The sequence below is a fragment of the Paenibacillus artemisiicola genome (genome assembly GCF_017652985.1).
Lineage (GTDB): Bacteria > Bacillota > Bacilli > Paenibacillales > Paenibacillaceae > Paenibacillus_Z > Paenibacillus_Z artemisiicola.
In genome coordinates this window covers 12,216-25,640 of record NZ_JAGGDJ010000029.1, presented here as the reverse complement: position 1 = coordinate 25,640, position 13,425 = coordinate 12,216, and the positions used below count along the sequence as shown (strand labels likewise).

Below are 13,425 nucleotides of genomic sequence, written 5' to 3'. Positions count from 1 at the left end.
GATGGTTTTTCGCGTTAACAAAAAGTTTAAACCGATTCATCTTTTAAATGGCGACTATCGGCGTTACAATGAATTGCATTTAATAGAATTGGTATTATTGGAGGAGTTTGGTTATGCGTCATCGTCTGTTCAAACGGGTATTCCTGGTGTCCTGCGCATTGACTTTGGGCCTTACGGGGTTCGGACCCGGGGACATGCATGCTTCGGCCGAGCAAATCGTTCCGATTGCCGGGCAACCGGCGCCGGCCGTCGGGCAACCGATCCCGGCCGCGGAGCAAACGACAGCGGCCGCGGAGCAAACGGCGGCGGCCGCGGAACAAACGGCCGCGACGGTTCCGGCGGTCGATCTCTCCGTCGATGCCGGCTCCCGCATCGGCAGCATCAAGCTCGACGAGCAGCGGGGGATGCTGTACGCTACCGCGACGGAGACGAACGAGCTGCTCTTCATTGATCCGGCCACGATGCAGATCGCGAAGCGCCTTCCGGTCGGTTCCTTGCCGATGGGGATGGATTTGGTCGGGAATAAACTGTACGTCGCGCTCAGCGGGGCGACGTCCATCGCCGTCGTCGATCTCGATACGCAGAAGGCGGACGCGTCCATTATGACGGGAGAGAAGCCGGTCGCGGTGGCGGTGGACGGCAATTCAGTCTATTATTCCGTCAGCAATACATGGAGCGGGATACATAGAAAGGATTTGTCCGCGAACTCCGATTCGATCATCGAAAACAACATTTACGAGCCCGCTCTTGCCGTCGATCGCAATGCGCATCGCCTCTATGCGGGGGAAACCGGCATTTCCCGGCTGCATCTCGCTGTCTACGACTCGACGAGCGGAAGCAAGCTTTGGACGCTCGATCCCGAAGAGGGCGGTTACGCCGAGACGTTGGTCCTCAACGGCGGACGCGTCTATTACGGCGCCTACGAGATCGATCCCGCGACGAAGCGCATCCTCTCCGCCAGTATGGGCCCCGGGCTGGCCGCGAACGAATCCTATCTCTATACCGCGTCCGGCGTGTATACGAAGCAAGAAGGCATTCCGGTCGTCGCTTTCGGCGACGCGGATTCGCCGTGGATTGCCGAGCTCGACGCGCAGGGCGGATTTTACACGGTTCCGCAATGGGGCACGGCAATCCGGAAACGGGTGTTCCCTCTGTCCGCGCCGCCGGCGATCGCCTCGTCGGGCAGCGGGACGAACCGGATCGTCCTGAATCGCGATTTGACGCGGTGGGCGATGGGACGGAACGAGAAATACGCCTACGCCATCGCGCCCGAGGTCAACCGGCTCGTGCAGATCGACACGGACACGCTGGCGATCGCGGCGGACCGGTACGTCGGTTCGAAGCCGACGGACGTGGATATCCGCGACGGCGTCATCTATGTAACGCTGCAGGGAAGCACGCACGTGGCGAAGATCGATACGAACGGCGAGACGAATTTCATGGCGCCGATTCAAGAGATCGAGACCGGGTCTTTCACGGGCGACGTCGCGGCGGGAAGCGGCAAAGCCTTTTATTCGACGACCGGAAGCTTCGGGGACGTCTATTCTACCGACGGGGAACCGATTCGCGGGCCCGGCAGCTTCAGCCGGCCGTCGCTCGCCATGGCGCCCGACGGATCCGCGCTTTACATCGGCGAAACGGATATCTCCACCGGCGATCTGTATCAAGTACACCCGGCGACGGGACAGATCTTACAGCAATCGACGAACGGCTTTTCCTATCCCGGCAGGGACGTCATCGTCGACGGAAGCAACGTGTATTACGGGTCCAACCGCGTATCGGCGGCGAACCTGAACCAGATTTACGGCGTCTATAAAGACGGTTCCTATAATGCGCGCCTGCTCGCCGCGAAGGACAAGCTCGTGCTCGCCGCCGACGGCATCTATGACCGGGACACGTTCAATCCCGTCTTCTCGTTCCCTTACCCGGTATCGAACGGCCTCGTCAAGGCGGACGGTTCGATCCTGCTCTTCTCGAGGAGCGGCTCCGATACGGCAGCGTCCTATTCGCTGGAGAAGTTCTCCGGCCTCGACGAGCTGGAAGCCGCGACGATAACCGCCATGCGTCCCGCGTCGGCCGTCTTCGTCGATGAATATCCGATCGGCGGCTTCTATACGGGCAACTTGACCATTCATCCGGGTCCGAAGGGCGGCTTGGTCTGGGCGTACAAGCTCGAATACGAAGACGCGGCCGGCAATCCCGTCGACGGCGTCAGTACGGACATGGTGTATGCGTACGACCGCCAGTCCGACGGTTCTTATCTCTATCGCGTCAACCGGCAACTTCCGGCGGCCGTGAAGAAGCTGGGCATCGTACCCATTGCGGCGGATCAATACGGCAACAATCAGCAGCCGCTTCCGGCTGCCAAGCTCGTCATCCGGCTGTGGGATTACGCCGATTATTTGGCGGAGAACGTCTCGCTGCACGATACCGACGCTTCCCCTAACGCGATCGGCGGGGAGCTGACGTTCGACAAGGCGCTGGCGGAATATCCGGGCGACCGCTACGTCGTGTATTTCGGAAACGAGTACACGTACTTCGGAAATCCGATCGGACAAGTCGAGGCGACCGGCGCGGCGCATTATTCGCTTCCCATTCCGCAAGGAACGGCAATTCCGAACGGGGCGCTCACGCTAGTGGTGCAAACCCAGGATCAAGACGGCCAAGCCGGGCCGGGCATGACGATGACGGAAATTCCGGACAAGATGTCGATCGCGCCGGGAAGCGATCAAATCTCCGTCTTGAACGACGTCCAGGGCTCCGGTTCGGTGACCGTTACCGGCCTGCAGGCGGGCGATTTGGTCAATGTGTACGACTTGGACTTGGAGGTCATGGGGCAGAGCACGGTTGCCGCAGGCCGTACGTCCGTTACCGTGGACCGGTTGACGCTTGACCAAGCCGTACGGTACTTGTTCGTAACCGTCACTTCGCCGGGTAAAGCCGAAAGCTTCCTCGCGCTCGTGAACTATTCGCCGCTTGGCGGAGGAGGCACGCCGGGCGGCGGAGGCGCGCCGGCATCCGGGAACGGCAGCCTGACGACGACCGAAGTGACCAAAACGGATCATGGCGCTTCCGTCGCGGACGTGACGGTCAACGATGACGCGCTGGAAGCCAAGCTGAGCGAAGCGGGAAGCGGACCGTTCCGCCTGGTTCTTCCCGTCGACGGGGATGCGGATGAGATTCGCGTGACGCTTCGCGGCGACCAGATGAAGGCCATCAAACAAAAGAACGCCGGCACCGTGATCGAGATTCAAGGCGCCGACGCCGGATTCACCGTACCGGTCGGGGCGTTGAATCTCGCCGGCGCGACCGCGCGCGACGCGTCTTTCGTCTTCTCGATCGTTCCTCTTTCCGGGACGCAGGACGGGGTGTACGGACAGCTTCTCTCCGGATTGTCCCTGCAGCAAGTCGGCACGCGCTACGATTTCTCGATTCGCAAGGTTACGTCCGGAGGCAGCGCCGAGGTGCGCGAAGCGGACGGCTATATCGGCCACGTCATCACGCTCGACAAGCCGAGCCAGCCGTTCGGCTCGCTGTCGGCGGTCCTGGTCGATCCGGCTTCCGGCAAGATCGTCCCGGTACCCGCGACGTTCGAACAGGCCGGCGACCGCGTCAAGGCGACGATTTATCGCAAGGGCAATTCCCAGTATGCGATCGTGGCGCATACGATCGGCTTCAACGACCTGAAGCCGGGACTCTTCGCGAAGACGGCGATCGAGCAGCTGGCGGGCAGGCTCGTGATCAACGGCTACGAGGACGGCTCGTTCAAGCCCGACGGACAAGTTACCCGCGCAGAAGCCGCGGCGATTCTCGTGAAGGCGCTGGGCATCGTGCCGGCGGCATCCGGCTCCGCGGCTTTCAAGGACGTGAAGGCCGGCAGCTGGTACGCCGACGCCGTATCGGCAGCCGTTCAGGCCGGTCTGTTCAAAGGCTATGAAGACGGCACCTTCCGTCCGAACCAGTCGATCACGCAGCAAGAGATGCTGAGCATCTTGTACCAGGCGATGCTTTACGGCGGGTACGCGAAGAATCCCGCGGACAAGCAGCAGTTCCCGGCATCGGCGGGCTATAAAGCCTGGTCGGCGGACGCCGTAAGCGCGCTGCTGGCCGAAGGGGTCGTCAAGCCTAAGGAGGCCTTCCCGATCCAAGCCGCCAAAGCGACGACCCGCGCCGAAAGCGCCGAGCTCATCTACCGGCTGCTGGGAGCGTTGAAACTGATTTAGCGCCAGGCTGCATGCAAGACCACCGATCGTGATCGGAGGTCTTTTTTTGCGCGCAGCTCGCCATTTACCACCTTTTTACAAATAAGCCTTCGGGCCTATTCAGCTCGTCCGGAGGCCATGCTAAAGTTTAAAATATTAAAGAGATGGAAGAAAATGGCGCATTGCGTCTAGAGGGGGCTTGGCATGAGCGAGGAGATTCGGCTGGTCGGCATCGGGAAGACGTATGCGGGCGGGAACGCGGCGACGGCGGCGCTGAGCGAGATCGATTTGACCTTTCGGCGGAAGGAATTCACGGCGATCATCGGCGCTTCGGGCTCGGGCAAATCCACGCTGCTCGGCTTGATCGGCACGCTGGACCGGCCGACCTCGGGCAGGGTGTATTACGGGGACACGGACACGTCGCGGTTGAAGGCGGACCGACTGGCGGATTTCCGCTTCGAGCGGGTCGGACTCGTGTTCCAGCACTTCCATCTGCTGCCGGCGCTCACCGCCGTCGAGAACGTCCTGTCGCCGTTCTTCGGCCGCCGCCGCGGCGATGCGAGGGCCAAAGCCGAACGGCTGTTGGACCGGCTGGGCCTCGGGGCCAAAGCGCACGCGCTGCCGTCGCAGCTCTCCGGCGGGGAGCAGCAGCGCGTGGCAATCGCGCGGGCGCTCGTCAACGACCCCGATTGGCTGCTGGCCGACGAGCCGACGGGCAACCTCGACTCCCGCAACGCCGAGCGCTTCTTCGACCTGCTGCAGGAGCTGAAGACGGAGACGGGCTGCGGGATCATCCTCGTCACGCATGACCTGCAGCTCGCGCGCTGGGCGGACCGCCTCGTCGAGATCAAGGACGGCCGCCTCGTCGGCGACCGCGGCCTTGCCGGAGACGACGCATGCTGAGCTTCGTCTGGTCCGACTGGCGGCGCCGCCGGGAACGCCTGGCGATCCTGCTGCTCGGCATCTTCATCGTCGGCGGCGGGCTCAGCTTCCTGTACGGCCTGACGGAGTCGAACAAAGGCACCGTCATGGAGACGCTGCAGCGCAAATGGCAGGTCTCGTACGACATCGCCGTCCGCCCGCCCGGCACGAGCTTCGGCGACGAGGCGGCCGGCTTGATGGAGCCGAATTTTCAGGACGGCATCGACGGCGGCATCAGCATGAAGCAGCTGGAGCAGATCAAGGGGGTTCCGGGGGTCAGCATCGCCGCGCCGCTGGCGGTCTTGGGGTATGCGAATTTCGGGACGGATCTGGGCCGGGCCATCGATTTTAAAGAATATGGCATCTATCGGCTGAAAAAACAGGTTACCGCGAATAACGGCGTGCAAAACCTCGCCTCTACCTATGAGACGACTTATGCTTGGAACGGCCCTTCCGGCAATTCGGTCTGGGAGCTTTGGAGCAATGACCCGGCTCTGCTGGTCGCCGTCGACCCCGCGGAGGAAGCGAAGCTGGTCGGCCTTGACCGGGCGGTGCTCCCGATGCTGACGTCCCATTACTTCAATGAGACGGATACGAGCCAGGTCCAAGTCACCGGGCAGCCGATGGCCGGCAAAACTTCATTCGTGAAGCTCCCCATCTTGATCAGTAATCAGGAGCGGGCAAGTCAGACGTACACGTACCGGTATGAGAAGCTGGACGTTCCTTATGCCACGGCCGAGGATGAAGCGAAGTTAAGGGCGATATCAAAAGCCGCCGGCGGTAAAGACATATTAGGCGATGCTAAGACCCTTTGGAGCAAGTCGGTGACGGTGGAGAACACGCCGGAGCGGGCGACAGCCGAATTGGAAGCGAAATTGGTGTCGTCCCAGTCCGCGCCCGACTTTATGTTTTTGAACGTACGGGCCAAGCCGCTAGCCTACGAGCCTGCCGTTAGCCCGTACCCCGGCCATTGGCCGGCCGCGTACCGGGTGAAGGCCTTCGACGCGCAGGACGCTGCCGAACGCGGCGAGTTCCCGGAATATTACCGTCCGTTCGAAGGCGTGAAGGATCCGAATCGCCCGGACGCCGCCGCCGACGGAATCGGCTTATTCGTCGATTATATCGGCATGTACGATCCCGCGAAGCTCCGGGTGTCCAAGGACGTCGACTCGCTGTTCCCGATGGATACGTACGTGGCGCCGTCGGCCAAGCTGATCTTCGATCCCGCCGGCCGTCCCGCCAACCCGCCGGCGACGATCAAGCCGGTGAGCAATCCGCTCGGCCTGCTGACGAGCCCGCCGACGATGCTGACGACGATGGAAGCCGCCGCGCTGATCGCCGGCGACCGGCCGATCTCCGTCGTGCGCGTCAAGGTCAACGGAGGCGGCGTGTCGGACCTTCGGCAGGCCGAGCTGGAACGGGTGGCGCAGGCGATCCGCGAGCGGACCGGGCTGGAGGCGGACGTCATGCTCGGTTCGTCGCCGCAGCCGGTGCTCGTGCAAGTGCCGAAGAGCGGCGCGCAGACGGAGATCGGCTGGATGGAGCAGCTGTGGATCAAGCTCGGCGCCGCGCTGACGCTCGTGAACGAGGTGAAGCTGGGCTTCTCCGGCATGCTGCTGCTGGTCCTGCTGATCGCCGTGCTGTACGTGGTCGCGACGAACATGGTCTCGTTCCTCGCGCGGAAGCGGGAGTACGCGGTGCTGCTGGCGATCGGCTGGCGGACGTCGCGCATTCGCCGCCTGCTTCTCCTGGAAGCGGCCTGCGTCGGCCTCTTCGCCGCGCTGGTCACGTGGGGCATGGAGGCGTGCCTCTTGTGGGCGGACGGCTCCTCCTTGTCCGCGCCGCGGTTCGCCGCGACCGGTCTCGGCGCGTTCGGGCTGTTCGTGCTCGGCGCCGCCGTGCCGGTCGCCCAGGCCGGGCGAATCGAACCGCTGGCGGCCCTTCGGACGGGCGAATACGGCTCGACCGCCCGGCGCCTGCTGCCGGCAAGCGGCCTGCTCGGCCTCGCGGCGGCCAATGTCGCCGGCAAATGGCGGCGCAACCTGCTGGCCGTCCTGTCCATGGCGCTGCCGACGGCGCTGCTGATGTTCTTCGTCTTCGTGACGTTCCGGCTGAAGGGCGTGTTCTATACGTCCTGGCTGGGCCAGTACGCCGCGGCGGAGATCGGCTTCCGCCACTACCTCGCGATCGGCGTCTGCCTGCTGATCGCCGTGCTGACGACGGCGGAGCTCATGTGGCAGAACGTCTCCGAGCGCAAGCCGGAAATCGCGCTGCTGAAGGCGATCGGCTGGCGGAACCGCACCGTCCGCCGGCTGATTCTGACGGAGGGCGCCGTGGCCGGAGGCTTGGCGGGCGTCGTCGCGTTCGCGCTCGGGCTTCTGCTGATCGCCATGCTGTACCGCCAGCTGCCTTTCCGGGAGATGGGCTGCCTTTTGGCGGTCGCCGTCCTGCCCGTGCTCACGGGAGCGCTGGGCTCGGCGCTGCCGGCGCGGTCGGCCGCCGGCCGGTCGCCTGCCCGGGGATTGGCCGGCGGCGACGTCCAAGCCGCGCGGGAGCAAGCCGTCAAACCGGGCAAGCCCGAAGCGTAACCGACGCCCGGGCCGCGTGGCGATTCATCCCGTTAACGTTTCGCATGAAAAAGGATCGTCCCGCCGTCAGTCGGAGGGACGATCCTTTCTTGCGTTCGCGGGGGAGCCGGAACGTATAACTTTGGGCTAGCTTACGCGCCTTTAACTGCTCGCTTACGCGCCTTTAACTGCTCGCCTGCGCCTTTAACAAACGCGTCTTTAATTTCTCGCCTGCGCCGCCTTAACTGTTCGCTTGCGACGGCTTGCTGTCCGCCGCGTCGTCCTTCGAATCCGAGACGAGCTCCTTGGCGGACGACTTGAACTCGTGCAGCGTGCGGCCGACCGCGCGGCCGAGCTCGGGCAGCTTGGACGGGCCGAAAATAATGAGCACGACGACCAGAATCATCATCAAACCGGGGAAACCGACGTTTTGCAGCATGGCTATCCTCTCCGTTCGGGGGTAGTCGCCGCGGCCCGGCCGCATGGGGCGGGGCCGTCCGGCGCTAACGATTCACGCGATTAATCTTGGTTATGATTGCTCGGATACGCGGCGACCGCTTCGATCTCGATCAGCCAATCGGCGTTGACGAGGCCGGCGACGCCGACGGTGGAGCGGGCGGTCTTCGTCGGGTTGTCTTTGGTGTTGAAGTACTTCGCGTACGCGGCGAACCAGCCGTCGAAGTCGAACTTGCCGCCCTTCGCGGCGTCCGGGGCGATATAGACGCGCAGGTACGTCACGTCCTTCAGGGACAGCCCTTGCTCCTTCAGCTGCTTCTCGATATTCTTCAGCACGCTGGCGCCCTGCGTCTCCGTGTCGCCGTACCGCTCGTAGACCGTCTTGCCGTCCTTGTTGATGACGGAAGGCGTCGTGCCGCTCGTCTCGAACGTGGCGAGGTCGCCCGGCATGGCGACGGCGCTGGCGATGGACGAGGAGGGGCTGCCGTAAAATTCCGCTTCGTGAATCGGGGCGAGCGGATACTTGTTCGGCGTGATCGCGGCGTACACGCTCGCGGTCGCGGCCAGGCACGAGACGATGACGGCGCCGGCGGCGACTTTCATTTTCAGGTTCATGGGCATGGACGGGCTCCTCCTATTCTTTCATGACGCGTTCGTGGATATCGGTGACGACCGAACGGGCGGATTCGATCGCGCCCGCCATCCAGGCCGTGATGTAGCTGATGTGCTCGCCGGCGAGATAGACGCGGCGGTCGGGCCGGCACAGCACGGGATAGTTCGTCTTGCGGTCGTCCGCCGAGTACGAGACCCAGCTGCCCATGTTGTACTTGATCGTCTTCCAGTTGACGGAGAACGACGCTTCGAATTCGCTGTAGTATTGCGGATGGATCTTGTAGCCTTGGGCCAGCGCGAGCGCCTCGCGGTCCTTGAAGGAGAGCGCGCCGATTTTGTCCGCCTTGGCGCCGAACGCGTAATAGCCGAGCAGCACGCCCTTCTTCGCGAAATAGTTCGTCGGCGGGTAGTAGATGGACGAGATGTCCATGTTCGTCAGCGTGTTGCCGCCGAAGATGAGATCGTCCTCTTCCCAGAAGCGGCGCTTGAACTGAATGCCGATTTTGCCGGCGTTCGCGTAGGAGGTGTTGTTGATCGCCTTCGTCATCTCCGCCGAGAGGTCGTGCTTGATCGTCTTCAGGACGGAGAGCGGGATCGTGCAAATGCAGTAATCCGCTTCGAGCTGCTTGGCTTCGCCGCTCAGCAGGTCGACGTACGACACCTGCACCTTGTCGCCGACGTGCTTGAACTCGGTGACCTCCGCGTTATGCTTGATCCGGTTGCCGAGCCGCTTCTCGAACGCCTTCGGAATCGCGTCGATGCCGCCGACGGGGTGGAACATCATCATCTGCTGGTCGTACTCGTATTCGCTGCTGATATAGCTCGCGAAGCCGGAGTTGATGATCGCCTTCATGTCGAACGGGTCGCGGACGACGCCGGCGTCGAGGCGCGAGCCCGGTTCGTCCTTGTAGCCGCCGCGCGAGGAGCCCTTATAGAAGAGATCCGCGTCCAGATTGCCCTCGGAACGGAGGTAGGCGACGATCTTGTCCTTCTCCTCCGGCGTCACCGGCAGGTCGAGCCCCGGCTGGTTGACCGCCTTGGCCAGCAGCTCGCTGATGTAGCCTTTGGCGTCGGCCTTCGCCGCGCGCTTGCGGACGGGCGTGTTCGTGAGGGAGCTCGGCACGTTGTCGTTGTAATAGTAGGCGCTCTCGTTCACGTTGTTGAACGGCTCCATCTGGATGCCGAACTCCCGGCAGTATTCCATCGTGGCGTGGAATTGCGGAATCCGCATGCAGCCGGCGTTCAGGTAATGGCCGTCGTCGAAGCGGGCGACCTGCTTCAGCCCGCCGACCTCGGCGACGGTCGTGCCGCGCCGCACCGACCAGTTGCGGCCGCCGGTCCGGGCGCGGGCTTCGAGGATCGTGCAGTCGTAGCCGGCTTTGCCGAGCTCGTAGGCGGCCGTCAAGCCGGCGAGGCCCGCGCCGAGGATGACGATCTTTTTGCCGGAGCGGCCCGTGCCCTTCAGATCCCAGCTCGAAGGAGGCGTGTACTCCGCCGCTTTCATCGTCTGGGGGGTGAGGAGACCCATCGTGCCCATGACGCTGAATACGGCGGCGGCGCCGCCGATCTTGCCCACCGTGGTAAGAAATTGCCTGCGCGAGACTTCGTTCGGCGTCTCTTTCGTTTCCATGTGCTCAGCTCCTTTGAGGGATCGTCGGTTCGTTCTGCGAGCACTGTAACACGGTTTTTTTCGGCAAAGCCAATATTTTGTGAGAAAGTCTGACATAAATAAAATTTATATATACAATAAAATTATTCGATCAATGACGAATAACTAGGCAGTTTTTCCCAACAAATGTACGGAAATGAACGTAAAAAACGCCAACTCCGCCGATCCGATACGTCCGAAATCGACATTTCGCCATCTTCTACCGGGCATTCAGTCCCATTGAATTCGGATGAGGCTGCTGTTATCATTCGTGCCAAGAAGGGAATTGTAAGGTTTTCTAACATCCCTCTTGCCCGGGTCACTCGCCCGGCGTCCGACTACTACACGCGTTTAGGGGAGGCGTTGGAGATGCAGGACAAGGTAATGAGCATCGGGATCGTGTGCGGCTTGACCGGCTTGACGGAAAGGCAAATCCGGTATTACGAGGAACGGGAGTTGGTATTTCCCGTCCGGACGAAGGGCGGCGCGCGCAAGTATTCCTTCGACGACGTGGAACGGCTGAAGGAAATCAACAGCAAGCTCCGGGACGGCTTTCACACGTTCGAGCTGCGCAAGGGCGGAAGGGCGTGCGGCGAATGAAGATCAGCGAAGAAACGATGTCGATCCTCGGCCATCTGTCCGAGCTGCGGACGCGCATCTGGCGCATTCTCGCCGTCGTTCTGCTTTCGCTCGGCGGCGGCCTGTACGTATCCCCGAAAGTGCTGCGCTATCTGAAGAGCGTGCCGCCGGGCTCGGAGATGACGTGGAACGTGTTCTCGCCTTGGGACGGCATCCGCATGTACATGACGATCGCGCTGGCGTTCGCGCTGCTGGTGTCGCTGCCGTTCATCCTGTACCAGCTGTGGGGCTTCGTGAAGAAAGGGCTGCATCCCGCGGAACGCGCGGCGGCGCTGCGCTACGTGCCCTACAGCGCGCTCTGCTTCCTGATCGGGATCGCCTTCGGCTACCTCGTCGTGTTCCCGATGAGCTACGCGTTCACGTCGCGGATCACGCGCAGCATGGAACTCGTCGAGACGTACGGCGTGGCGCAGTATTTCGGCTTCATGTTCAACATCGTCATCCCGCTCGCGATCGCCTTCGAGCTGCCCGTCGTCGTCATGTTCCTGACGAAGATCGGCGTCCTGACCCCGAAGGCGCTCCATAAAATGCGGCGTTACGCGTACCTGATCCTCGTCGTCGTCGCGAGCCTCATCTCCCCGCCGGAGCTGATCTCCCACCTGATGGTGTTCGTGCCGCTCGTGCTGCTGTACGAGATCAGCGTGCTGCTCTCGCGCGCCGTCTACGGCAGGCGGCGCGGCGCGGCGCTGGCCGAAGCTTCCGGCGCTTAGGCTCGCGCGCGTCTCGCCGGCAAGCTCCCGAACCGCTCGAAAGAGCGGTTTTTTCGCGTTCCCGCAACCGCCGCCGGCCCGGCCAATTTCCGGAAATTTCGCGCCGGCGTAGGAATAGGAAGCATCCGCGAAGAAATAATGAAGGTAGACGTACCGCCGGTTTCATAGATTGCGAGAGCCGAATAGACTATCGTACAGCGCGAGAACAACGACCGACCAAGGATGTGAAGCCCATGCTCAGAGATAAAATCGCCCGTAAAACGCCGGGCATCGTCACCTACGGCATGACGCCGCCGAAGGAATCGCACGAGCCGGACAAAATCGCCGAGATCGCGCGCAAGCAGGCCGAGCGGCTGGAGGGCCTCGGCATCGACGGCTTGATTCTGTACGACGTGCAGGAGGAGAGCGACCGGATCGAGGCGGACCGGCCGTTTCCCTACTTGAAGACGATCGATCCCACGGCGTACAGCGAGACGTATTTAAGCGGGGTCGACGTGCCGAAAATCATTTACCGCTGCGTGGGCCAAGATTCGGAAGCGCAATTGGCGCGGTGGCTGCGGGCGGATCCGGACGAAGACCGGTTCGCCGTGTTCGTGGGCGCGTCGTCAAGCCGGCAGGAAGTGACGCTTCGGCTGCCGGACGCCTACGACATGAGCCGGACGCTCAATCCGAACCTGACCTTCGGCGGCGTCGTCATTCCGGAGCGGCACCTGAAGAAGAACGACGAGCATCTGCGCATCGCGAGCAAGGTCCGGAGCGGCTGCGGCTTCTTCGTCTCGCAGGCGACGTACAACGTGGAAGCGACGAAGAACTTCCTCTCGGACTATTACTACTACTGCCAGGAGCAGGAGCTCGAGATGGCGCCGATCCTGATCAACCTGGCGCCGTGCGGCTCCGCCAAGACGCTGGCGTTCATGAAATGGCTCGGCATCAGCATCCCGAAATGGCTGGAAAACGAGCTGAACCACTCGCACGACGTGCTCGACAAATCCGTGACGCTGCTGCACGGCATTTTCGAGGAGATTTTCGATTTCGGCCTCGAGAAGGGCATGCCGCTCGGCTGCAGCGTGGAGAGCGTCTCGACGCGGAAAGTGGAGATCGACGCGTCCATCCAGCTCGTCCGGGACATCCAGGCGATGATCCGGGCGAAAATGCCGTCGGCGCTCGCGAGATAAGGCGGGGGCTCCGGCTGATGTTCCGGCGCGGCTGCGCCGGGCGGGGCTGGCGTGCCGCGCGGGGCGCAAGCGGCCCGGCTGCGCTTCTACCCGTTCGTAAAGGCTTCTCCGTCCGTCCGCGCGTTCGAATGCTTGCAGGCTGCCGTCCCTTCGCGGGCGGCGGCCTCTTCGGCATGGGGCCGAAGAAGGAAAACGCCTTCGCGGGCAGGAAGGGACGGCTCCGCGCCGAATGCTAAACGGAGCGCGCCGCGGCGCGATGAGCAGGCGCAAGGCAGCAGGGCGAAAGCGGACGCAACGCAGGCGGAGAGAAGCGGCATGCGGATGCGACGCGCGGAAGGGATGCGCGGCAAGCGTCCGCAGGGCAAAGCACATGACAAGCGCGGCAAGCGGCCGCGGGGCACGCAAAGTACATGACAAGCGCGGCAAAGCTGTCGCGGGGCAAAAGCAAAGCAGACGCGAAGCCGGCCGGATGCCGAAGGACGCGTCCATTAACCG

At 62.8% G+C, this 13,425-nt stretch carries 9 protein-coding genes; 6 read left to right on the top strand and 3 right to left on the bottom strand.

Going from position 1 to position 13,425, the window contains the following annotated elements:
• Positions 1–113: 113 nt before the first annotated feature.
• From I8J29_RS23585 to I8J29_RS23575, 3 genes are all read left to right on the top strand, one after another.
• Positions 114–4,223 carry an S-layer homology domain-containing protein gene (locus tag I8J29_RS23585; protein ID WP_208849908.1) on the top strand — a complete coding sequence of 1,370 codons (4,110 nt, stop codon included), beginning with the start codon at positions 114–116 and terminating at the stop codon, positions 4,221–4,223.
• A gap of 183 nt (positions 4,224–4,406) precedes the next feature.
• Positions 4,407–5,105, top strand: a complete 699-nt coding sequence (locus tag I8J29_RS23580) for an ABC transporter ATP-binding protein (protein ID WP_208849907.1) — start codon at positions 4,407–4,409, stop codon at positions 5,103–5,105.
• Positions 5,099–7,711, top strand: a complete 2,613-nt coding sequence (locus I8J29_RS23575) for an ABC transporter permease (protein WP_208849906.1) — start codon at positions 5,099–5,101, stop codon at positions 7,709–7,711. The genes I8J29_RS23580 and I8J29_RS23575 overlap by 7 nt, the downstream gene beginning before the upstream one ends.
• Positions 7,712–7,931: 220 nt before the next feature.
• Here the strand turns inward: I8J29_RS23575 and I8J29_RS23570 are convergent, their stop codons facing one another.
• The 3 genes from I8J29_RS23570 to I8J29_RS23560 form a co-directional block, all read right to left on the bottom strand.
• A complete protein-coding gene (locus tag I8J29_RS23570) occupies positions 7,932–8,129 on the bottom strand; it encodes a twin-arginine translocase TatA/TatE family subunit (protein WP_090648162.1) in 198 nt (65 codons plus the stop codon).
• A gap of 80 nt (positions 8,130–8,209) precedes the next feature.
• On the bottom strand, positions 8,210–8,767 hold the full coding sequence (locus I8J29_RS23565; protein ID WP_208849905.1) for a RidA family protein: 558 nt from the start codon (positions 8,765–8,767) through the stop codon (positions 8,210–8,212).
• Between the two features lie 13 nt (positions 8,768–8,780).
• The gene (locus I8J29_RS23560) at positions 8,781–10,388 is read right to left on the bottom strand and encodes a flavin monoamine oxidase family protein (protein WP_208849904.1); all 1,608 of its coding nucleotides are present in this window, start codon (positions 10,386–10,388) and stop codon (positions 8,781–8,783) included.
• 387 nt (positions 10,389–10,775) lie between these two features.
• Between I8J29_RS23560 and I8J29_RS23555 the strand changes: the two genes are divergently transcribed.
• The 3 genes from I8J29_RS23555 to I8J29_RS23545 all read left to right on the top strand — a co-directional run bounded on the left by I8J29_RS23555 (position 10,776) and on the right by I8J29_RS23545 (position 12,930).
• Positions 10,776–11,006: a MerR family transcriptional regulator gene (locus I8J29_RS23555; RefSeq protein WP_208849903.1), complete on the top strand. Its 231-nt coding sequence runs from the start codon at positions 10,776–10,778 to the stop codon at positions 11,004–11,006.
• The gene (tatC, locus tag I8J29_RS23550; protein WP_208849902.1) at positions 11,003–11,755 is read left to right on the top strand and encodes a twin-arginine translocase subunit TatC; all 753 of its coding nucleotides are present in this window, start codon (positions 11,003–11,005) and stop codon (positions 11,753–11,755) included. The genes I8J29_RS23555 and tatC overlap by 4 nt, the downstream gene beginning before the upstream one ends.
• Positions 11,756–11,988: 233 nt before the next feature.
• The gene (locus I8J29_RS23545; protein ID WP_208849901.1) at positions 11,989–12,930 is read left to right on the top strand and encodes a methylenetetrahydrofolate reductase; all 942 of its coding nucleotides are present in this window, start codon (positions 11,989–11,991) and stop codon (positions 12,928–12,930) included.
• The last annotated feature ends 495 nt before the right edge of the window (positions 12,931–13,425 follow it).